The organism is Myroides sp. TSA_177.3, assembly GCF_052691955.1.
In genome coordinates, this window is record NZ_JBQZGD010000020.1 from 1 (window position 1) to 23,114 (window position 23,114).

Below are 23,114 nucleotides of genomic sequence, written 5' to 3' on the forward strand. Positions count from 1 at the left end.
CTTTGATCTACTTTCATTTTATCTGTATCCGGTTGAGAAACAAAATAAATAACAAAAGCATCCACATGATATTCTGGAATTCCCAAATCTTTCATTAGCTCTTCTCTTGGGTATTGTTTATAAAAAGAGGCAACATTGTTTTCGATCTTTTCATATTCAATCATTTGCAAATCGCGTTTTCGCGTTCCATTCAATCGATTGATAATTCCATCAATTGTGATTCCCATTTTTAAATCGCTAGTCGACATGAATACGCGATTATTTTTATTGTATCGCTTTTCGGCTGGTGTTAATTTTTTACCGCCAAAATTCATTTCACCTTCACCAAACTCCTTCTTAACGATTACGATTTCTTCTAATTTCTGGCCTGGTTTTACTAATACAGGCGTAATGCGTTTTGTTTGTAAATCTCCTTCATCAATGACATAGAGCATCGTTGCACTGTATTCACTTGAAAAACGCAGTGTATCACCTAAATGGGTTTGTATTAAAAAATAACCTGTTTGATCCGATTGAGTTTTCTCCTTTGTATTTTTATTTTCAATAGAAACTGGAATAATTTGTCCATTGTACAATCGAACGCGTCCATCTATTAAAGTTGGTCTTTGAGCATAAGCACTCAAGCCAATACATACTATACTCAATAACGCCAATAGGTTTTTCATAATTTACTAGTTTGTTTTGATAAAGATATAATTACTTCAAAGAATAAAAAAAATTATTCCTCTAGCATTGTATTTATTTTTTCTAACACATACGGAGGAGGTACAGTTGGACGACCTGTTTGCATATCAACAAACACCAGCATAGAATATCCCGTTGTTAATAACTCGTTATTTTGATTATATAATTCATAATCGAATTCAATTTTCACTCCACTGCATTTTTTAAATATGGTGCGAATACATAAGTCTTCATCGTACTTTGCTGGTTTTTTATAGTTCATAGTTAAGGATACAACTGGAAGCATGATTCCCAATTCCTCCATTTGCTTATACGAAATCCCTAAGTTTCGCAACCACTCAACTCTCCCTATTTCAAAGTATTGTGCATAATTACCATGGTACACGACTCCCATTTGATCTGTTTCTGCATAACGCACACGTACTGTGTAATCGAATTTTTTCATATTCCTTTTAAATTTTATTTGACTAATTGAATTATAAATGTACTTACCATTTTTTTTTGAAAATTACAATGACTAATTCGTTTTTTTATCCCAAAAATTGTTCACATATTTGCCATCTGATTCGACACCGACATCAATCCAAAAAACATTCAAAAATAGTAACTGTTTTTTTAAAAATCTAACCAAAAATGCACGAATACAAAGACATGACAGCGCAATCTGCTTGGAATGCTTGTCTTGAATTCATAAAGGACAACATAGGCGAACAAGCGTTTAAGACTTGGTTCATGCCTATTAAAGCCATTGAATTAACTGAAGACAAGCTCTATATACAAGTGCCTAGCAAATTCTTTTATGAATGGCTAGAAGAGCACTACGTAAGTATATTGAAAGTTGCGTTGACAAAAGTGTTAGGTGGAAATGCAAAGTTACTATATAAAATACAAATGGAAAATGTATCTGGCAACAAGCAGCCATTTACAGAACAGTTACCTAGTTCGCAACGAGGACCTGTAAAACCACAAGAATTGGATGTTCCTGTTCAGAATAAAAATCCTGAACTAAAAAACCCTTTCATTATACCAGGAATTCGAAATGTAAAGATTGAGTCACAATTAAACTCAAACTATTCTTTCGACAATTTCTTAGAAGGAGATGCAAACCGCTTAGCGCGTTCTGCAGGTATGGCTGTGTCTAAAAAACCAGGAGGAACTTCATTCAACCCTTTATTGATTTTTGGTGGTGTTGGATTAGGAAAAACTCACTTAGCACATGCAATTGGTGTAGAAATCAAAGAATACTTTCCTGACAAAACTGTACTTTACATTTCTGCAGAAGTATTTACACAACAATATGTGGACTCTGTTCGCAAACAAACAAGAAATGATTTCATCTATTTTTATCAATTAATTGATGTATTAATTGTCGATGATATTCAATTCTTATCCGGTAAGTCGGGAACACAAGATGTATTTTTCCACATCTTCAACCACTTACACCAAAATGGAAAACAAGTTATCTTAACATCAGATAAGGCTCCTGTTGACATGCAAGATATTGAGCAACGCTTATTATCTCGTTTTAAATGGGGATTATCTGCAGAGATTCAAACACCAGATTTTGAAACTAGAGTTAAGATTGTTAAACATATTTTATACCGCGATGGTGTGACAATGCCAGAAAACATCATCGAGTATATGGCTAAAAATGTATCGACAAACGTTCGTGAATTAGAAGGGGCTATTATCTCATTAATCGCTCAATCTTCTTTCAACAAACAAGAAGTTACTATTGATTTAGCTCGTCAAGTTATTGAGAAATTCATCAAGCATACGCAAAAAGAAATTTCAATTGACTACATCCAAAAAGTGGTTTCTGATTACTTTGAAATGGATATTGAAACATTGAAATCAAAAACGCGTAAACGCAATATTGTACAAGCAAGACAATTAGCTATGTTCTTTGCTAAAAAGTACACGAAAGCTTCTTTGGCTAATATTGGTTCTCAAATAGGAAAACGCGATCACGCTACCGTATTACATGCTTGTAAAACAGTAGATAACCTATTAGAAACGGATAAGGAATTCAAGAAATTCCACGATGAAATCAACCAAAAGTTCAATATGTAATGAAAGCAAAAGTACTCATGGTCTGTTTAGGTAATATCTGTAGGTCACCCTTGGCCGAAGGTATTCTACAAGCTAAACTTCCCCAAGAAGACTTTTTAGTAGATTCTGCGGGCACTAGAAATTGGCATGTGGGTGAATTACCCGATCAACGTTCCATTGCAGTAGCTAGAAAATACGGTATTGACTTAACTACACAAAGAGCCAGACAATTTAAAAAGAGTGATTTTTCTACTTTTGATTATATTTTTGTCATGGATCAATCGAATTACAACAATGTAGTTCAGTTGGCAGAAAAGCCAGAAGACGCACAAAAGGTTCGCCTGTTATTGGATGTCATTCATCCAGGTAAAAAAGCAGAAGTTCCCGATCCGTATTACGGAGGTCCTGATGGATTTGAGCATGTTTTTCAACTGGTTGATGAAGCGTGTACGCTTATCGCTAAAGATTTAAAATCTTAGTAATTTATATAATAGATTCAAGGAGGAAATTGTATTTCTTCCTTTTATTTTTTCTAAACTGCTTTACTTACCTTTGTAGTTTAAACACAGTTCCAAAATATTATGGATAAAGCCACTCAAACGGGAAACTTGTACATGATTCCGACCACATTGGGAGACAATGATCCCATGCAAGTACTTCCGCAAGCTGTTAAAGAGACAATCGATCGATTGACTATTTTCATCGTCGAAAATGAAAAAACAGTTCGAAAATTCATCAAGCGAATTGCACCAGATAAGAAACAATCGGAATTAATTTTATTCCCATTAAATAAACACACAGACCCTGCAACATACAAACAGTACATACAGCCATTATTAGAAGGCAAAGACGTAGGAGTCATTAGTGAAGCAGGTTGCCCCGGTATTGCTGATCCTGGCGCAACTATTGTTGAACTAGCGCACAAACAAAACATTCGCGTATTACCCTTAGTGGGGCCATCTTCTATCCTACTTGCCCTGATGGCTTCTGGAATGAATGGACAGAGTTTTGCTTTTAACGGGTATCTACCCATAGATAAAAATGAGAAAAAAGGAGCTTTAAAAACGTTTGAACGTTTGTCTTTTGAAAAGAGTCAATCGCAAATCTTTATCGAAACTCCATATAGAAACAATCAACTGTTGCAAGATTTAATTCAAACCTTACATCCCAATACGCTACTGTGTATCGCTTGTGATATTACACTAGAGAGTGAATTCATCCAAACGAAACCAATAGCTGCTTGGAAGAGAACTACAATTGATTTGCATAAAAGACCATGTATTTTTATTCTACATAAAAATTAAAATTCCAAATGAATGTAGCGTCTTATTTTGAAATTCCCGTTACCGATATGCCACGTGCTATTGAATTTTATAGTGCGGTATTTGAAGTAACCTTAGAAGAAGATTTTTTTGACAACCTTGAAATGGCTTATTTTCCTTTAGATACACAAGCAAAAGGCATCAGTGGTGCTTTGGTAAAAGGAGAAATTTACAAACCTACTACTAAAGGTGTTTTACTGTATTTCAATACCTTTGATATTGAACAAACAATACAACGCGTGGTACACCAAGGTGCCAAAATCCTCTTCCCTATTCATCGACATGAAAACGCAGGTTTTGCCGTTGCTGAATTTGAGGATTCTGAAGGCAATCGCATTGGATTACATCAAATCTTATTGGAAGTAGGAGAATAGAACGGAATGATGAAATAATTTTGACCTACCGAAAGTAGCTATAAAACAAAAGCGAAAGATTAAATCTTTCGCTTTTGTTTTATTACTTATTTTCTACATTGTGATTCACCCATCTCCACTCTCCAATACATTATTTTTTCACCTTAATTGTACAACCAATAGCTACAGTTGTCGTTTGTTCAATTGCTTTTCCTGCTAGTAAAGCATCGACTGCTTTTTCTACGTATTTTTCAGAAACTTGACTTGCATCTTCATAATTATCGTCGATAGCTCCGATGTATTTCACTACATTTTTATCTCCTTCTTTTTGCAAGATAAAGACATGTGGCGTTTTTGTTGCTCCATATTGTGGATAAATCTTTTGCCCTTCATCTAATACATAAGGAAATGTAAATCCTTTTTCTTTCGCTCTCACTTTCATCAACTCTAATCCGTCTTCTGGCTGAGCAACTGGATCATTCGGATTAATCGCTATGACTGGATACCCCAATGTTTTATATTTTTGATCTAAAGCAACAATGCGTTCTTCATACGCTTGTGCATAAGGACAGTGGTTACAAGTAAAAATAACGATATACCCTTTCGCTTCAGCAAAATCAGCTAAACGGTGTTGTTGACCATCTGTTCCGATTAAACTAAAATCAGTCGCTACATCCCCAACTTTATACCCTGCAACCTCTTTAAAGTCATTTACAGGCTCGATAACCTCTTCTGTAGGGTCAATAGCCTCAATTTTGTTTGGATCTTTCTTACAAGCCATAAAAGCAAGGCTGCATAGTACTGCTAAACCAACATTTTTCAACATAATTCTATTTTTTTATTGCGTTAATTTTTTAAGTTCTTCATAAGTGAGTATTCCTTCATGGAAATACACCTGTTTCCCATTTTTATATATAGCTGTAGCAGGAATAGCTCCACTCCAAGATTTGTGAATAGCAGGAATCCATTCATTCATCCGTTTCACATCTGCCAATACTACCACAGGAGGGGTTAACTGATGTGCTGTAACAAAAGGTTTTACTTTGGTTTCAAAATCGCGAGCTCGATCTAAACTAACCAAAACCATTTCAAAATCAGTTCGCTCTTTATTTTCATTGTACAATTGAACAAAATCAGGTAATTCTTTTACACAAGGTACACACCAAGTGGCCCAAAAATTCACCACGTACATTTTGTCATCTTGGTGATTAACAGCTTCTAAAAGTACATGATAATCCTCCACGACTCCTTCTAATCCAAAAGGTTCTTTTTGTACCTCTCCTTTCTTGCAACCTATTGCTGCGAAGAAGAGTAAACTTAGTATTACATATCTAGTCATCTAATCTATACTTATGAGTCTCTAACAAATATAATTTTTTTTTATGAGGGTGTGTTTTCGTTTTTTACTTTTATCGCATTGTGCTAGGTAAAACCGCAAACAAAAATAGCGAAGCTTCTGCTTCGCTATTTTAATATTTCTTTATCTGATAGACTGATTCAGTCTTACTTTGTTTTTTCTTTGGGGTAAATAAACCCTAATCCCATTCGAGTCAACATTTTTTTTACGAAATTCCAGAAGAATTCACGTTGCCCAAATAAAGTTCCGATGCAAATCAAGATAACTTTATACATGGGGAAAATAATTAAAACATATAGCACCCAATACAACAAAGGATGGGTCAATCCTCTTTCTATTCCTAAATAAGTCAAGATAGGTTTCGAAATAAACGCTGCTGTTGAACCCGTAATTGCAAATACGATTACTATTATTACAACTTGAAAATTAGAAGTAAGTCCCCAACGTTGCTTTAACTTTTCCATTTATTTATTTTAAATCTAAACAAAAGTAGTGCTTTTTTTGAGTAGTAAAAAACTAATTTTTACTTAAATATAAAAGCCATTCAAATGAATGGCTTTTATATTTTTTATAGTTCAATTTGATTCAGTGTTTCTAGTACATATTCATGCATCACTTCGCGATAATCTAAATGCGTTACAATGCGCAACCACCCTTTGCCGATTTCGCTAATTAGGATGTTTTTTTGTTTGAGTTTATCTAAAAAGGGTTTGATATTCGCATCATCTTCCAATCGAAAAACCAGAATATTTGTTTGTACAGGCAAAATCTCTTTTACCCATGTTTTTTTATTGAGTAACATTTCAATTTGCTTGGCGCGATAATGGTCTCGTTGTAGGCGACTTACATTATTTTTTAACGCAAACAAAGCAGCAGACGTTAAGTATCCTGTCTGTCTCATCCCTCCACCCATTACTTTTCTCAAGCGAATGGCACGTTGAATCAATTCTTTAGATCCTAATAACACAGAACCTACAGGAGCTCCTAAACTCTTAGAAAAACAAACAGAAATGGTATCAAATAGCGCTCCAAACTGTGTTGGATGCTGAGATTTAGCTACTAAAGCATTCCACAAACGTGCACCGTCTAAATGCAATTTGATATTGCGCGCTTCACATACTTCTTTGATGCGTTCAATTTCACTCAACTCGTAACAAGCTCCGCCACCCATATTCGTCGTATTTTCTAAACAAACTAATTTGGTAACAGGTAAATGGATATTGTTAGGGTCGGTATAGTGATAGAGTACATCTTCAGCTGTAATTCGTCCGCGATCTCCATCAACTAAGGCACTACTTACCCCGTGATTTACCGCAGCTCCTCCGCCTTCAAACTGATAAATATGAGAGCTTCGATCACAAATCAATTGATCTCCGGGTTGTGTATGTAATTTGATAGCAACTTGATTAGCCATAGTTCCCGAAGGGAAAAACAAAGCAGCTTCCATTCCAAACAATTCAGCCACAGCCGTTTCTAATTCATTGGTACTACCATCTTGTTTATAAACATCGTCTCCTACTCTCGCTTTCAACATATAATTTAACATTTCAGGAGTAGGCTTTGTAATTGTATCGCTAATTAAATTAATTTCCATAAATTCGCAGGAATAAGTATTTTTGCTTGTAAAAGTATTAAAAATTATGGTAACCACAGAACAACAGAAGGACATTATTGATCGCCTTGGTGCGTTAAGGAGGTATCTTTGACGTCGATAAGAAGTTAATTGAAATTGCAAACGAAGAAGAAAAAACGTTTGCTCCAGACTTTTGGAATAATTCAAAAGAAGCTGAAATTATTGTCAAAAATCTAAAATCCAAGAAAAAATGGATTGAGGATTATGAGCAAGCCAAAAATTATTTGGAAGAGTTTCAGATTCTAATTGAGTTCTACAACGCCAAAGAAGTAACGGAAGAAGAAGTTGTAGAGCAATATAAGAGTACACTCGAACTAATTGAGAATTTGGAATTCAAAAACATGTTATCCGATGAAGGAGATAACATGAGTGCTGTCTTGCAAATTACAGCTGGTGCTGGTGGAACAGAGAGTTGCGATTGGGCTGCTATGTTGATGCGTATGTACATCATGTGGTCTGATAACAGCGGGTATAAAGTGAAGGAGCTCAACTATCAAGAAGGTGAGGTTGCAGGTGTAAAAACAGTTACCTTAGAAATTGAAGGCGAGTTTGCTTTTGGTTACTTAAAGGGTGAAAATGGCGTACATCGCTTAGTTCGTATTTCTCCTTTTGACAGTAATGCCAAACGTCATACTTCTTTTGCCTCTGTTTATGTATATCCATTAGCCGATGACACGATTGAAATTGAAATTAGCCCTTCAGATATTTCTTGGGAAACCATGCGTTCTAGTGGCGCGGGTGGACAAAACGTAAACAAAGTAGAAACTGCGGTTCGTTTACGACACCACCCAACGGGTATTATCATTGAAAATTCTGAAACACGTTCTCAATTAGATAATAAAATCAAAGCGATGCAGCTCTTAAAATCTCAACTTTATGAAATTGAGTTGAAGAAAAAACAAGCCATGCGCGATGAGATTGAAGCCAATAAGAAGAAAATTGAATGGGGATCGCAAATTCGCAATTACGTTATGCATCCGTATAAATTAGTCAAAGATGTCCGAACAGGCCATGAAACAACAGATGTTGATTCGGTGATGGACGGTGAAATTGACGCTTTCTTAAAAGCGTATTTAATGATGATGGGACAACAAGAAGAATAAAAAAAAGTGCTAACCAAGAAGGTTAGCACTTTTTTTTTATTATTGTGAGGTTTGTGCTTTGTGAGTTAAGGTTATGAGTTAAGGATTAAGGGTTAAGGATTAAGGGTTAAGGGTTAAGGGTTAAGGGTTAAGAGTTAAGAGTTAAGAGTTAAAGGTTAGGAGTTTGTCGATTATCTCATCCCCTCACCCATTCTCATCACCTCACCTTCTCCACTCCTTTAATTCACCTTTTTCATTACATCTTTCAACATGTGGCGAATTTCCTGAAACATTGCTTTGGTATCTGCCTCTCCTAAATCTTCTGGTTTAAATTCTTCTGTAGCGATACTCGAAGCATACTCCCAAATTTCCAAGATATCATAGGCCTTAATGCGGTACGGTTCATAAAATGTATTATCTGAATGCAATTCATACGTTTCCTTATCAATGCGATACACGCGTTTGTACACTACTCCTTCATTTGCGGTCATAATAATATACGTTCGCCCATTGCGGATATCCTCTAATTGCTCAATATAACTACCAATAATAAACGAACCTTCCTGATGTGGAGGCATAGAATCTCCTTCAATCGGAAAAGCCCTGTATTTGCCCTCTCGTAGAAAAGGCAATGAAATCTGATCGAGGTTCTGAATAAATTCTGGATCAGCATACCCAGATAAATATCCTGCTCTTGCCTTATGTGGAATTATTTCGATAAAATTATTGCCATTGGGATCTACCATAATCGGCAATAAAATACGATTATCCTCTAATTTTAATAAATCCTGCATAGGTACCTTTCTCAAATCAACTGAAATGAGTAGATCCACACTCACATGAAAATAGCGAGAGATTTTCAACAAAACTTCCAAAGGAGGTTCAGAGGCTCCTTCTTCATATTTTGAGTAACGGGCACGCGTAATAAGTAGCGAATCGGCTACTTTTTGCTGAGACAATTCTTTCTGTGCTCGTAAATACCTGATGTTATCTGATAAGTATGACATTTGCTATTATTTATAGCATCAAATATACTAATAATTGCTAACATACGTAGTAAGTTTGTTTAAAATATTTTACTATTAGGAAGATGCAACGCGCTATTGTACATTTAGATTTGGACAGTTTTTTTGTTTCTTGTGAGCGATTAACCAATCGACAACTCGCTGGTATTCCTCTTATTATAGGTGGAGGAGACCGCGGCGTGGTATCGAGCTGCTCCTATGAAGCTCGTGCTTTTGGCGTGCGTTCCGCTATGCCAATTCGCATGGCTATGCGTTTGTGTCCTCAAGCGAAAATCATCAAAGGCGACATGGAACTCTATAGTAAAATGTCTGCGGAAGTGACCGAAATTATAGCTGAAAAAGCTCCTGTAATGGAAAAAGCCAGTATTGATGAGTTCTATCTTGATTTAACGGGAATGGATCGCTTTCACAGTACCCTCCAATGGACCTCCGAATTAATCGCGACCATTCAAAAAGAAACGCATCTACCGTTGAGCTATGCCATGTCCATCAATAAAACGGTATCTAAAATGGGAACCAATGAAGCCAAACCTTCAGGTGCATTGATTATTCCCGAAAAAGAAGTACAGCCGTTTCTCAATCCCTTATCCATTCGAAAAATCCCCATGCTAGGACAAGCTACCTATGATTCTTTGGCGCGTTTGGGTATTCGAACGATTGAAACGCTATCTACCATGCCTGCTGAAATTTTGTCCCAATTGCTCGGTAAAAATGGTTTAGACCTTTGGAGAAAAGCCAATGGTATTGATTTTACTCCCGTTGAACCTTATCGAGAACGCAAATCTATATCAACCGAGCATACATTTTCACAAGACACCATTGACTTGACCTTACTGAGGACAACGTTATTGGGAATGGTAGAGCAATTGGCTTTTCAATTGCGCTCGGAAGGCTGGCTTACTTCTGTTGTCTCTGTCAAGATTCGCTATACCAATTTCGATACCGAAACCAAGCAATGTAAAATTGCCTATACATCCGCAGATCATATCCTCAATGCCTATGTGTTGGATTTGTTTGAAAAACACTACCAGCGCCGGATGCGTCTCCGCTTAATTGGTATCAATTTCAGTGGTTTAGTCCGCGGAAATTATCAGATTAACCTATTTGAAGACTCACAGGAAATCATGGCACTGTATGAAACCATGGATCACATCAAAAAACAATACGGCATGCAGGCAGTTCACCGTTGCTCCAGTGCCCTACTCAAATCTAAAAAGAAATAGCTATGTTGTTAAATTGTCATTCTTACTATAGTTTACGCTTTGGCACTATTCCACTAGCGCAATTGGTTGCTGCAGCACAAAAACTTCATATCTCTGCCTTAGCACTCACGGATATTCATACCTTTTATGGTGTTTACGATTTTATTCGCCTTTGTCAACAAGCAAATATCAAACCGCTTATTGGTGCTGAATTTCGCGTAGATCAACACCTACAATACATTGGGATTGCTAAAAATCAATTGGGATTTGCAGCAATGAATCAATGCATAACCCTACACAATAAAACCAAACAGCCTTTCCCTAAAAAAGCTCCTGATTTTGCACATACTTTTGTCATCTATCCACTGGAAAACTGTCCGCCAACACTAGCCGATCACGAATATATTGGCGTTAAATTAAATCAACGCAATTTACTATACCAAGAGCAATGGAAGCAGTTGATTCACAAAATGGTTATCCTTCATCCCGTGACAATTCAACAAGCAGGTGAATATGAATTACACCGTATCCTCCAAGCCATTGATCAAAATACACTCTTAAGTAAATTGGATGCTACTACTTGTGCTTCACCAGATGAAATACTACTATCTGAAGCGGAATTATTACGTCATTTTGAATCTTTCCCTACGCTTATTGCCAATACGCAACACATCGTAAGGGAATCAAAGTTCTCCTTTGAATTTAAAAAAAGTAGAAATAAGCTACATTTCACAGCCAACAAAGCCGATGATTTACAACTGCTTACTACGCTTGCACAAAAGGGATTAACACGCATCTATGGTGCCAACCACGAACAGGCTACAAAACGCTTAGCAAAGGAACTTGATGTTATTGAAAAGCTATCTTTTGCCAGCTATTTCTTAATCATCTGGGATATTATTTCATATAGCACAAAACGTGGCTTTATGCATATTGGTCGAGGAAGTGGGGCCAATAGTTTAGTGGGTTATTGCATTGGAATTACCAATGTTTGTCCGTTAGAACTCGATTTATACTTTGAGCGATTTTTAAATGTCAACCGCAAATCGCCTCCTGATTTTGATATTGATTGGTCTTGGACGGATCGCGATGCTATTATTGATTATATCTTCCAAACGTATGGGGAAGAGCACGTTGCTTTTTGTGGAGCCATGTCTACCTTTAAAACGCGTTCAATGGCAAGAGAGATTGGCAAAGTATACGGTTTAGCTAAAGAAGAACTCGATCAATTGAATCAGCGACATACAAGGGAATACCAGGACAATAATTCCATTGTACAGCTAATTCATCACTATAGTCAATTACTAGAAGGATTTCCAAACCAACGCACCATGCATGCTTGTGGGATAATTATTTCAGAAGATCCCATCACGCATTTTACAGCGTTGGATTATCCTCCAAAAGGTTATGCTGTAGCTCAATTTGACATGCATATTGCAGAGGATATTGGCTTTGAAAAATTTGATATTCTCAGCCAACGAGGCATTGGGCATATCAATGAAACGGTAGAGTTAATTGAACAAAATCAACAAATTACCGTAGACATCCGCGATATTTCGCTTTCTAAAAACGAAGTGAAATCCAATGCGTATTTACAACTAGGCAATACCATTGGATGCTTTTACATTGAAAGTCCTGCTATGCGCGGTTTATTGAGAAAACTAAAATGTAATAATTATAAAACACTAGTAGCAGCTTCTTCTATTATCAGACCAGGGGTTGCGCAAAGCGGTATGATGCAAGAATATATTTACAGACACAACAACCCCACTCAATTTGAGTATTTCCACGATGTTTTCAAAGATCAATTGGGAGAAACCTATGGTATCATGGTCTATCAAGAAGATGTGATTAAAATTGCCCTTCATTATGGTGGTCTACCTGCAGAAGATGGGGATATCCTCCGTCGTGCGATGAGTGGAAAGAGTCGCTCAAAAGAAGGATTGCAAGCGGTTCGTCAACGTTTCCTTGCACTGTGTGAGGAGAAAGGGCATCCACAAGCACTCAGTGAAGAGATTTACCGCCAAATAGAATCGTTTGCGGGGTATTCGTTCTGTAAAGCTCATTCTGCTTCTTATGCGATTGAGAGCTATCAAAGCTTGTATTTAAAAGCACATTACCCCTTAGAGTTTATTGTTGCTGTCATCAACAACCAAGGGGGATTCTACCGCACCGAAGTCTACGTTCACGAAGCGAAGATGTCTGGCGCACGTGTATTTCCTCCTTGTATCAATCGTAGTAACCTAGGGGCAACCTTACGAAGACGCGATATCTTCTTGGGCTTTCAATTGGTTAAAAATTTAAATACTGCTTTAATCGATACGTTCTTGACTGAACGTCAAAGAAATGGAAATTACACTTCCTTGGCGAACTTCATACAACGCGTCAATATTAACCTCGAAGCTTTAGAAACACTTATTTTTATTGGTGCCTTTCAATTCACTGGACTCCAAAAAAACGAATTGCTTATTCAAGCTAAATTATTGTACCACAAAAACAAATCCAATCCCACTTGGCAATTGCTTCAAGAACCCATAAAGTCTTTTTCTTTTCCTCAATTGAAACGAACGGAAGCAGAAGATGCCTTTGATGAATTAGAATATTTAGGGTTTCCTGTTACTTCTAGTCCGTTTAGCTTATTACAGACGAAATTTAGAGGAGAAATAACAACCAAGGACTTCCTATACCACAAGGATGAAAATACGCGCTTAGTGGGCTATTTAATCGCGTTAAAGCCCATCCAAATTAAAAGCGGACTCATGTACTTCGGTACGTGGATTGACAGCCAGGGAGATTATTTTGACAGTGTGCACTTTCCGCATAGTCTACAACAATATCCTTTTCAAGGTAGTGGATGCTATTTGTTATTAGGTACTATTCAAATCGAATATGAGGTACCTACCTTACAGGTTCTAAAAATGGCAAAACTCCCGTATATGGCAGATCCTAGGTATCATGTGAAAGGGGAAGGTGTGGCGATGAGAGGGTGAGGTGGTGAGAAGACGATGAGGTGGTGAGAAGACGATGAGGAGGTAAGGCGATGAGAAGTTGAGATGTAAAATCCCGTAATGGCAAATGGCAATTTGCCAAGTAACAAGATAAATTATGGAAACAACGGATCTATTTCCAGACGAATTTTTCAAACAGTTTACAAACAACAAAAAAAGGCAAAAAAAAATCCCCTAAGAAGGAGATCAAATAAGAAAAAAATGGCAAGCTACCTACATCGCACCGCTACAACCACATACCTTTGCTGCGTTCCCACCCTGGAGGATTCTGCAGGAGCTGGTCGTGTAGGACTTGCCGTTGCAAATATACAACCATTTTATATTTTTCCAAGTGTTTACAACTATTATAATAACTTTTGTATATTGTAATAAAATTAAAATGACCGATGAAAAGACATAACATGCTTATACCCTTAGCCTTATCTTTCGCTATTTTCAGCTGTTCTGAAAAAAATAATTTAGAAAAAAATGTAATTTCTTTAAATACATCCGAATTAAAGCAGGTTTACAACGATAAAGAGGCTATAAAATTAAGCTTAAATCTCGCGCCAAACACCGAGCTAGACTCTGTAGTTTATCACTTAAACGATATTCGTTTAGGTGCAGTAAAGGGAAATGAAGTACTAAATGCTCCTTTGAAAGGACAAAAATTCGGGCAATACACGCTGAAAGGAACAGCTTATCTCAATAAAGAGAGTAAAGAAGTTTCTTCTCATATCGCTATTCTTTCTTCTGTTGCTCCTCAAATGATCAATTATACGATTGTCAATACTATTCCGCATGATATCAAAGCCTATACGCAAGGGCTAGAATTCCACAATGGTATTTTATTTGAAAGCACCGGAAATGGTGAAGGAATCGGAACGGGTACTAAAGGGGTATCTAGTGTTCGCCAAATCAACCCTAAAACTGGAGAAGTAATCAAGATTAAAGAACTTCCAGCAGCAATCTTTGGAGAAGGTTGTACGATTCTAAACAACAAGCTGTATCAGTTGACTTATAAAAACAATGAAGCTTATGTATACAATCCGGATACCTTTGAAAAAATCGCGACACTTCCTTACTTCCAAAAAATGGAAGGTTGGGGATTGTGTAATGATGGAACGCATCTTTATATGACAGATGGTTCTGAAAAGATTTACAAATTAAATCCAGATACGTTTGAGAAAGTAGATGAGATAACAGTTGCAGCGCAACGAGAAATCTTAGTAAACATCAATGAACTAGAATGGGTAAATGGTAAGATTTACGCTAATTTCTACGGTAAAAGTGGTGTAGCTGTCATTGATCCAGTATCAGGGTCTGTAGAAGGGGTTCTTGACCTTTCTCAGCTGTATGATTTAGTTGAAAGACATGCTGATTTAGATGTGTTGAACGGTATTGCGTACAACGCTAAAACAAATACATTCTTTGTAACAGGTAAGAACTGGAATAAAATGTTTGAAATCAAGATTATTGACTAGGTGGAGAACAGAAAACTGAACATAAAAAAAGAGGAGCTCGTCGAGTTCCTCTTTTTTTATGTGATTCAGTAAGCTTCTATAAGTACTTTCCTTTTCCATTTTGTCCAGTTAATTGGCAAATTGCCATTTGCCACTACTGATTTTTCATCATATACCCATTTCTCTTCTTCATTTTTTCCAGCCAATTGGCAAATTGCCATTTGCCACTACTGATTTTTCATCGTATACCCATTTCTCCACTTTCCCTTCTCCGCTTTCCTCTTTCCATTATTCATACAAACTCACTCCATTGACATCTGTTGTCAATACTTCAGACATATAATCAAAAAAGGGCTTCATTGCTTCAAACGTTTGAATAACTTCTTTGATAAATCCTGGTTGTATCATTTCTTCATCTGTAAAAGATCGCATGACTAAAAACTGTTTTTTGCGCAGTAAATCAATAGCGGGATGCTCCTTATCGAAGCCTTTAGGAGCCGTTTTCAACTCCTCTCCTACTAATCCTCCAAATGCTTGTACAAATACAGGATTAGTGATTATTTCACGTAATTCAGAATCATCTAAGGCGATTTCTTTTCTGATACGCAATAAATCATCTTTATTGGGTTCCCAAAATCCTCCTCCAACAAAACTCTTCCCAGGTTCTACATTGAGGTAATATCCTCCGCGTAGTAAAGGTTTTTTCCTTCCAATGTGTAAACCAAAATAGGTTTTATATGGGGTTTTATCTTTTGAAAAACGCACATCTCGATACAAGCGATGAACGTGAAATAATTCAACCTCATCCACCGCTGCCATCTCGTCAAAAACGCTTTTAAAAAAGCCTTTTACTTCTGTAAAATCAGCATCAATTCGCGGTTTGTTTTCAGTAAACCAAGGTTTATTATTATTCTTTGCAATCTCCTCTAACAGGGCGAAATGCTCTTGTTTCAAATGATTCATATACTTTTTCTCCAACAGTTGAATGACAAATTTACTTTAAAATAACGGTATATTTTTCGATATACTTTTGACGTTGTTCTTTTGTAATGGATAATCCATTGTGAATATAATTATCCATCGATCCATACTTTGCTTCTATTGCAGCAAACATCGCCTCTAAATAATTGGGTTTAATCCACGAGAAATTCTCAATTACTTCATAGTCAATTTTAGGAAAAATAAACTTGCCAAACTTTGCTAATTTCATTCTTCCAGAAACATCATCAATACGTTCATTGTTAGAACGTAAATACTCTTCCATAATGGTCTCTCGATCAACATTGAGAATACTCAATAGTATAGCACCAATCATTCCTGTACGATCCTTTCCTGCAGAACAGTGAAACAAAGTGGCTTCGTCATGATCCAGCATACGCAATACAATCTCGCGAATCTTTTGAGGATTATCCAAAACGTAAACCCCATAAAAATCCTCCACTGCTTTATTTGATTCTTCTACTGTTACTCTTCCTTTTAACACCTCTTTTTTGGCCTTGCTAAACATGTCTTCTGAATCTTCAAACGCCTGTTCATTGTAATATTGAATAGTAGTTGGTAGATGATCTGGGTGTTTTTTAATTTCTCGATCGGTTCTTAAATCAATGACCTGCGTAATTGTATATTGTTCTAGCGTCTTAAAATGTTTCTTTTTTAATTTCCCTAAATGACCACTGCGATAAAAATGCCCCGATTTGATTACTCGTTGATCTTGTGTGATAATTCCCCCTAATTCTCGAACATTAGAAACATTGGGAATTTCAACTCCCTGATTCACTTCTAAATATAGTTCTTTCTGTTTCACGTTGGGAGTAAACTCTTTTTCTTCTCCCATGGCATATCGCTGGGTTAAGGCTTCATAATTTTCAGTAGTATCCAACTTAGAAAATGCAATTGGCTGATAGGCGTGTTTATAAGAACAACTGCCTAACATCAACATACCTCCTACTAAAACAAGGATTCCATATTTTTTCATAACTCATTTTATATTAACCTTTCTCAAAGTTAAGCATTTCTAACCTATTTTTGTTTTTAACCCGTTTCCATAAAAAAAGCAATGCGTTACGGCATTGCTTTTGTATTTCTCCATTTAATTCAAACTAAATTCCCATAAACTGGAACGGTTTGCTCTCTACTAATTGATTATTCGCTAAACCGAAATATTGTTGTCTCTTAGAAACATCTAATTTTTTCACCTTATTTTTTTCGCTGAAATCCAATGTTTTCAAATCCAACCACAAAGGCGATAACGTCAATGGATCTTCATAATAATAAACTAAATTCTTTTGATCTGACACAGCTCTCCATTTAGTAGAAGACAAGTTAGGATATCCTTCGATATGTACTCCATACGGAACAGAACAGTTGCGGATTACACTAAATGCCGATCCCACAGCAACCATCGTATCATCACTTTGATCTACTGCTGTTGCATAATAAGAGGCTCTTGCAAAGCGATCTTCTGATCTTCCTGTACCCGGTAACACTTGATTTCCTGGTAAAAATGCCCAATAATCTCGAATAGCTAATTGCTTATCATAAGTAGGTGAATTGGTAACTACCGTATAAGAAGGATCGTGATATACCACTAATTTTCCGTCGATATACTCTAAAACGGCATTATCTCCTTTTGCATCAGACATCGTCAAATGCACCGTAGCTAATGTTGTTCTACCTGGGGTATTAGCTGTAACCACTGCAACAGGATTTTTCTGCAAATCCGTTACAGCTTCTGCTACTGTTGCATAGTTATCTAATACATATTGCGCCCATATAGCCAAGCTCATTCCCTTTTGCTTTCCATTTGGATCGTAATCAGGATATTGTGATTCTACTAACCACAGAATATTGGCCACAAGACCTTTTTCATTCATTCCGTCAGTTGTAGCAATATCAAAAGCTGATACAATAACACTTCCGTATTTTGATTTCCATTTCGCTGATGCTTTACCCACTTCACCGGTGCGTTCCATTCCTCTTGGGAATACCCAGATATTTGGATCAATTTCATCTTTCCAATCCATCGAACGCGCTGTGATAATTGTGTTATTAGGTCCTTTGTATACCACTCGAGTACACGCATAAGCATCTGATGCTACAGGTAGTAAAAAAGCTGCTAAAGCTAAATTAGCGACCCAGATTTTCCATTTTTTCATAGTTCAAGGGTTTTATGTGTGTTTATTTTAATGCTTGTTTAAAAGCTAGTAACGCTCGTTCTCTAGCTAGCTTATGCTCCACTATAGGAGTAATATAAGTAGATTCATCATACTGAGGGATCCACTTTTTTATGTAATTAAAATCTTTATCGAACTTCTTTTGTTGCTCTGTGGGATTAAACACTCGAAAATAAGGAGCAGCATCACAACCACATCCCGCAGCCCATTGCCAATTTCCTACATTTAGAGCCAGGTCATAATCGTTGAGTTGTTGAGCAAAATATGCTTCTCCCCAACGCCAATCAATTAATAAGTGTTTTACTAAAAAACTAGCCACTACCATACGCACGCGATTGTGCATATATCCCGTTTGATTCAATTCGCGCATACCCGCATCCACAAGTGGATATCCTGTTTCCCCTTTGCACCAAGCCTCAAATTCTACTTCATTATTACGCCATTGTATATTTTCATATTCCCTTTTAAAACAAGCTCTTGCCGAATGCGGATAGTGATATAAGATTGCCATAAAAAAGTCTCTCCAAATCAATTGGCTCAACCAGGTATCATTATTATGCAACGCTTGTCGCACACAAGCGCGAATAGATACCGTTCCAAATCGCAACGCTATTCCCAAACGCGTGGTAGCATCTAGGGCTGGAAAATCGCGATTGGCTGTATAATTTTGAATAAGAAATGAATCAAATACAGGTGCTTTAAAACGAGATTTTGTTTCTTCTTTATACCCCAACTGGGTTAAACTTGGCATTACTTGATACTCCTTTTGAGCTACAAAATAATCCGCCTTTAATTCCAATGTCCAAGCTAGTAGGTGTTGTTCTGTTAACCGACTTCTCCATAACTTAGAATAAGGCGTATAAACTTTATAAGGAGTTTGATCGCTTTTCAGCAATTCATTAGCCTCAAAAATCACTTGATCTTTATAAGCATAAAAAGCAATGGCATGTTCAGCTACTAAGGCTTGCACCGCTGCATCTCTTTTTCGAGCTGCAGGTTCATAATCTGCATTCGTATAAACAGCTGAAACAGTATAAGTTTGTATCAGTTGTTTGAATACATCTAGTACATGATCATGATAGCAAACCACCTGACTATTTAACTGTTGTAAATGACTATCGACTTGTGCTAATGCTTTATAAAAGTATGATATGCGTCGATCCTCTTTTGCTGGAAATTGAGCTAAGATTGCTGGATCAAAAATAAAGATGGGTAGTACTTTTTTTCCTGACTGTATCGCATGGTATAAGCCTACATTATCATGTAAGCGAATATCCCTTCGAAACCAAAAAATTACAATTTCTTCCATATTAGTAAGTCCTACTAAAAAGACCCTTTATTCTATTTAATAAAGGGTCTTTAAAGATAACTTTTTTTATTTAAAAATAACCAATAATACTGAGCCAAGTTGTTCCTACTACTAAATAAATCGCGAGTAAGAAAAGACCGATGATCAATCCGTAGGTCCACCAAGACTTCAATTCAACATAGCCACTTCCGAAAAATACCGGAGCTGGGCCATGTCCATAATGTGTCAAAGTACCGTAAATCGATCCCATATATCCAAGGGTTAAAGCCAATAACATGGGTGGCACACCTAAAGATACACCAACCCCCAAAAGTGCAGCATACATTGCCGCTACGTGAGCAGTTGCACTGGCAAAAATATAATGACTAAAGAAATAGACAATGATAATTAAAGGATAAGCATAATGCCAATCAATTCCTCCCATTTGTGCCTTTACTAAATCACTAAACCAGCCAATAAACCCAAGTGTATTCAATGAACTAGCCATCATTACCAATACAGCGAACCACACAATGGTATCCCAAGCACCTTTTTCTGATTTGACATCCTCCCATGTTAATACAGAAGTCAACAATAAGATAGCCAATCCAATAAAAGCCGTAGTTGTTGCATCAATCGTGAATAGATCTCCTGTAATCCACAAGAAAAGCAAGATAAAAAAGGTCACTAACATCAACTTTTCTGGTAGCGTTAATTTCCCCATTTCTCTTAATTTCTGTGCAGCTATTTTAGGAGCATCCCCTGTTTTCTTTAACTCTGGTGGATAAATTTTATACAACACCAAAGGAGTAAGGAGGAACGCAAGCGCTCCAGGAACAAAACCTCCAACAGCCCAATTCATCCAACTGATATTGATTCCAATATCTGCAGCAAACTTCTGACACATCGGATTACTTGCCGTACCTGTTAAGAACATGGCTGATGTAATCAAGTTCAAATAATAACAATTCAACGTTAAAAAAGAACCTACTTTCTTTTTCGTTTCTTCTTTAGTTGGATCAGACCCAAAGTTCATCGCCATCGATTTCATGATGGGATAAATAATTCCTCCTCCACGAGCTGTATTACTTGGAATAGCAGGCGCTAATACCAAATCAGCCAATCCTAATCCATAAGCTAGTCCCAAAGTACTTTTACCAAAAGCACGGATAAACAAGTAAGCAATACGATTACCTAACCCTGTTTTAATAAAACCTCGGGCAATAAAGAAGGAGATTCCGATTAACCAAATAACCTTATCTCCAAATCCTTTTAAACTAAGCGTAATCGATTGCCCTGCATTTCCAGGCGCTAACAATTGAAAGAATGCGGTAAGTCCCACAGCAATCATACACATGGTCCCCATAGGAGCAGCTTTGAGGATAATCCCCAAAATGGTACTCACAAAAATGGCAAACAAATGCCAAGCTTCTGGCGTTACTCCCTCTGGGATGGGACAGAACCAAAGTAATATCCCTATTACTACGGTAATTCCGAAATTTTTTAAATTTACTTCTTTCATAGAAGGAGGTTTTTATACGTTATTGTAATCGACACTGAAATTGAATAAAGGCGAGATTTGAGTTATATGATTTTGTCTGCTCAATATTCGTTTTATAATTATCTATTTGCATCCCTACTTGTAGACGAGCACCATAATTCTTTAAGAATTCCAAACTCACCATAGGAACCCAAGTTTGTCTACCATTAGAATTGAAATGCGCACTACCATCTAAATATTCGTATCGACAAGCAAATTCAATAGTTTGTAGACGCTTTTTACCTAAATCATAACGGACATTCGGTAGAATATAAAAACTCTTCATCAAATAATCATCGATATCCCCTAGGCGTTGATCCACCGGTTGGCTAAAATACAATTGGTGATTCACCCCTTGTTTTGCCTCTAATTGAAAATCAATACTCCAGCGGTCGCCCATTGGGAAAAAGGCGGTTGCTTCTGCTCCAACTGCATAAACAGTTTGTCGTTGTACTTCGCCAATCCCTCCACTAATTCCGACATTAATTTTATGCTTGGGATCCACATTAAACAACAAGCGGCTCGAATAGTGTTTCCCATCGTCATTGTCTGTTTTGTTTTTACCATTTCCATTGGTAACAGAAACCCCATAACTCATAGGAACAGATCCTAAATCTACACTACCTGTAACAGCAGCTCCAATTTGGAAACTAGTCCATCCATTATCGCCAAACATATAGTATGAATTTGAATAATCAATAGATTTTACTACATCCACTGGATAGGTTTCCTCCATGCCAAATAACGGTCTAAACTGTCCTACCGTAAATTGTAAATATCGATTGAGCGTATATTTTGCATACGCATTTTCTAGGACTTTCGTTTTTGGATCTGATTTAAAATCCGCTAAATTCACTAAAGCTACTACCTCTAAATTTTCTGTAACCTTCGCATTCATCGAAACACGCATACGCTTAATTTCAAAGGAGTTATTTGTACCTTCTCCCTCACCATAATGCATACCATTGATATCAACACCTCGTTTGAAATTATCTAAATAGCGGGTTTGAAAAACCCCTCCTACCTTAAATTGAGGGTATTTTTGCGTTGCATCGTTTAATACAATTTTATCTTCGAAAATTCGAATGGTATCTTGTGCGATTTCAAGCTCTTGCGCCCAAGTATTCATTGCAGTAAATAAGCCTATTCCACAGAGAAATAGGCTTTTTATCATCCCAATTTTACTTTTCATCTTATTTCTTTTTAAACTTGAAAAAACTAGCGCGATTGTACTCGTAGTTCATTCGAGCAATATTCAATACAGAAATTCCTTGTGGACATTCTACCTCACAAGCTTCTGTATTCGAACAGTGTCCAAAACCTTCCTCATCCATTTGCATAATCATATGCAGTGCGCGTTCTTTTCGCTCCTGTTGCGATTGAGGTAATAAGGCCAATTGCGTAATTTTCGCAGAGGTAAATAAAGCCGCACTTCCGTTTTTACACGTAGCGACACAAGCTCCACACCCAATACAAGCAGCTGAGTCAAAAGCGGCTTCTGCCGTTTCATGTGATACAGGAATCGTATTCGCTTCTGGCGCCTGTCCCGTATTTACCGATACATATCCTCCAGCCGAAATAATGCGGTCAAACGCACTTCGATCCACTTTCAAATCTTTTTTAACAGGAAAACCTGCGGCTTTAAAAGGCTCAATCAAAATCGTCTCCCCATCTTTAAATTCTCGCATGTGCAACTGACAAGTCGTAGTATTTTCTAGCGGTCCATGTGCATTTCCATTGATCACAACTCCACATTGCCCACAAATTCCTTCCCTACAATCATGATCAAACTCAATAGGATCTTCTTTTTTTGAAATTAATTGTTCATTTAGTGTGTCCAACATTTCCAAAAAAGACATGTGTGTATTTACATTATCTATCGCATAATCTACAAGTTTACCTTCCGATTTACGATCTTTCTGTCTCCATATTTTAAGATTCAATTTCATAGCC

23 protein-coding genes and 1 other RNA gene are annotated in these 23,114 nt (G+C 36.9%); 8 read left to right on the forward strand and 16 right to left on the reverse strand.

What is annotated here, in order from left to right; all coding sequences use genetic code 11:
* Together ACUTSE_RS14895 and ACUTSE_RS14900 are read right to left on the reverse strand one after the other, a co-directional pair.
* On the reverse strand, positions 1–665 hold a 665-nt coding region (locus ACUTSE_RS14895; protein WP_445640816.1), incomplete at its 3' end, for a hypothetical protein.
* 53 nt (positions 666–718) lie between these two features.
* Complete coding sequence (locus ACUTSE_RS14900; protein WP_002986080.1) at positions 719–1,129, reverse strand: acyl-CoA thioesterase; 411 nt, start codon at positions 1,127–1,129, stop codon at positions 719–721.
* A 188-nt stretch (positions 1,130–1,317) separates the two neighbouring features.
* Here ACUTSE_RS14900 and dnaA point away from each other — a divergent pair, with 188 nt between their 5' ends.
* The 4 genes from dnaA (at position 1,318) to ACUTSE_RS14920 (ending at position 4,432) form a co-directional block, all read left to right on the forward strand.
* Positions 1,318–2,757, forward strand: coding sequence for a chromosomal replication initiator protein DnaA (gene dnaA / locus ACUTSE_RS14905; RefSeq protein ID WP_002986081.1), 1,440 nt, complete (start codon positions 1,318–1,320; stop codon positions 2,755–2,757).
* Complete coding sequence (locus ACUTSE_RS14910; RefSeq protein ID WP_445640817.1) at positions 2,757–3,215, forward strand: low molecular weight protein-tyrosine-phosphatase; 459 nt, start codon at positions 2,757–2,759, stop codon at positions 3,213–3,215. The genes dnaA and ACUTSE_RS14910 overlap by 1 nt, the downstream gene beginning before the upstream one ends.
* Positions 3,216–3,317: 102 nt before the next feature.
* Positions 3,318–4,040, forward strand: a complete 723-nt coding sequence (locus ACUTSE_RS14915) for an SAM-dependent methyltransferase (protein ID WP_002986085.1) — start codon at positions 3,318–3,320, stop codon at positions 4,038–4,040.
* 8 nt (positions 4,041–4,048) lie between these two features.
* A complete protein-coding gene (locus tag ACUTSE_RS14920; RefSeq protein WP_445640818.1) occupies positions 4,049–4,432 on the forward strand; it encodes a VOC family protein in 384 nt (127 codons plus the stop codon).
* Between the two features lie 130 nt (positions 4,433–4,562).
* On the opposite strand, the gene ACUTSE_RS14925 is transcribed toward ACUTSE_RS14920, so the two are convergent.
* From ACUTSE_RS14925 to ACUTSE_RS14940, 4 genes are all read right to left on the reverse strand, one after another.
* On the reverse strand, positions 4,563–5,237 hold the full coding sequence (locus ACUTSE_RS14925) for a thioredoxin family protein (protein ID WP_445640819.1): 675 nt from the start codon (positions 5,235–5,237) through the stop codon (positions 4,563–4,565).
* Positions 5,238–5,249: 12 nt separating this feature from the next.
* Complete coding sequence (locus tag ACUTSE_RS14930) at positions 5,250–5,750, reverse strand: TlpA family protein disulfide reductase (RefSeq protein ID WP_445640820.1); 501 nt, start codon at positions 5,748–5,750, stop codon at positions 5,250–5,252.
* Between the two features lie 164 nt (positions 5,751–5,914).
* Positions 5,915–6,232 carry a DUF6787 family protein gene (locus ACUTSE_RS14935; RefSeq protein ID WP_002986093.1) on the reverse strand — a complete coding sequence of 106 codons (318 nt, stop codon included), beginning with the start codon at positions 6,230–6,232 and terminating at the stop codon, positions 5,915–5,917.
* Between the two features lie 104 nt (positions 6,233–6,336).
* Positions 6,337–7,362: a threonine aldolase family protein gene (locus tag ACUTSE_RS14940; RefSeq protein ID WP_002986095.1), complete on the reverse strand. Its 1,026-nt coding sequence runs from the start codon at positions 7,360–7,362 to the stop codon at positions 6,337–6,339.
* 46 nt (positions 7,363–7,408) lie between these two features.
* Here ACUTSE_RS14940 and prfB point away from each other — a divergent pair.
* Positions 7,409–8,504 (forward strand): peptide chain release factor 2 gene (gene prfB, locus ACUTSE_RS14945; RefSeq protein ID WP_445640821.1). Its coding sequence is split into 2 segments (ribosomal slippage): positions 7,409–7,471 and positions 7,473–8,504, totalling 1,095 coding nucleotides; the frame shifts between segments, so codons are not numbered across the junction.
* A 218-nt stretch (positions 8,505–8,722) separates the two neighbouring features.
* Here prfB and ACUTSE_RS14950 read toward each other — a convergent pair.
* Positions 8,723–9,490: an XRE family transcriptional regulator gene (locus tag ACUTSE_RS14950; RefSeq protein WP_002986099.1), complete on the reverse strand. Its 768-nt coding sequence runs from the start codon at positions 9,488–9,490 to the stop codon at positions 8,723–8,725.
* A gap of 83 nt (positions 9,491–9,573) precedes the next feature.
* On the opposite strand from ACUTSE_RS14950, the gene dinB reads away from it, so the two are divergent.
* Both dinB and ACUTSE_RS14960 read left to right on the forward strand, forming a co-directional pair.
* On the forward strand, positions 9,574–10,731 hold the full coding sequence (gene dinB, locus ACUTSE_RS14955) for a DNA polymerase IV (RefSeq protein WP_445640822.1): 1,158 nt from the start codon (positions 9,574–9,576) through the stop codon (positions 10,729–10,731).
* Between the two features lie 2 nt (positions 10,732–10,733).
* Positions 10,734–13,700, forward strand: coding sequence for a DNA polymerase III subunit alpha (locus ACUTSE_RS14960; protein WP_445640823.1), 2,967 nt, complete (start codon positions 10,734–10,736; stop codon positions 13,698–13,700).
* Positions 13,701–13,917: 217 nt separating this feature from the next.
* Here ACUTSE_RS14960 and ffs read toward each other — a convergent pair.
* Positions 13,918–14,016: signal recognition particle sRNA small type (gene ffs / locus ACUTSE_RS14965), an RNA gene on the reverse strand.
* Between the two features lie 88 nt (positions 14,017–14,104).
* Here ffs and ACUTSE_RS14970 point away from each other — a divergent pair.
* Entirely contained in the window at positions 14,105–15,181 is a 1,077-nt protein-coding gene (locus ACUTSE_RS14970) for a glutaminyl-peptide cyclotransferase (RefSeq protein WP_445640824.1), read from the forward strand.
* Positions 15,182–15,246: 65 nt separating this feature from the next.
* Here the strand turns inward: ACUTSE_RS14970 and ACUTSE_RS14975 are convergent, their stop codons facing one another.
* The 8 genes from ACUTSE_RS14975 to ACUTSE_RS15010 all read right to left on the reverse strand — a co-directional run bounded on the left by ACUTSE_RS14975 (position 15,247) and on the right by ACUTSE_RS15010 (position 23,110).
* Entirely contained in the window at positions 15,247–15,381 is a 135-nt protein-coding gene (locus tag ACUTSE_RS14975) for a hypothetical protein (protein ID WP_445640825.1), read from the reverse strand.
* 67 nt (positions 15,382–15,448) lie between these two features.
* Positions 15,449–16,123, reverse strand: a complete 675-nt coding sequence (locus ACUTSE_RS14980; protein ID WP_445640826.1) for a DUF2461 domain-containing protein — start codon at positions 16,121–16,123, stop codon at positions 15,449–15,451.
* 31 nt (positions 16,124–16,154) lie between these two features.
* Positions 16,155–17,135, reverse strand: a complete 981-nt coding sequence (locus ACUTSE_RS14985; RefSeq protein ID WP_445640827.1) for a tyrosine-protein phosphatase — start codon at positions 17,133–17,135, stop codon at positions 16,155–16,157.
* 124 nt (positions 17,136–17,259) lie between these two features.
* Positions 17,260–18,315 carry a linear amide C-N hydrolase gene (locus ACUTSE_RS14990; RefSeq protein ID WP_002986118.1) on the reverse strand — a complete coding sequence of 352 codons (1,056 nt, stop codon included), beginning with the start codon at positions 18,313–18,315 and terminating at the stop codon, positions 17,260–17,262.
* 22 nt (positions 18,316–18,337) lie between these two features.
* Positions 18,338–19,642, reverse strand: coding sequence for a cryptochrome/photolyase family protein (locus ACUTSE_RS14995; RefSeq protein ID WP_445640828.1), 1,305 nt, complete (start codon positions 19,640–19,642; stop codon positions 18,338–18,340).
* 70 nt (positions 19,643–19,712) lie between these two features.
* A complete protein-coding gene (locus tag ACUTSE_RS15000) occupies positions 19,713–21,143 on the reverse strand; it encodes an anion permease (protein WP_445640829.1) in 1,431 nt (476 codons plus the stop codon).
* 19 nt (positions 21,144–21,162) lie between these two features.
* Positions 21,163–22,353: a porin gene (locus ACUTSE_RS15005; protein ID WP_445640830.1), complete on the reverse strand. Its 1,191-nt coding sequence runs from the start codon at positions 22,351–22,353 to the stop codon at positions 21,163–21,165.
* A gap of 1 nt (position 22,354) precedes the next feature.
* Entirely contained in the window at positions 22,355–23,110 is a 756-nt protein-coding gene (locus tag ACUTSE_RS15010; RefSeq protein WP_002986124.1) for a succinate dehydrogenase/fumarate reductase iron-sulfur subunit, read from the reverse strand.
* Positions 23,111–23,114: the final 4 nt, after the last annotated feature.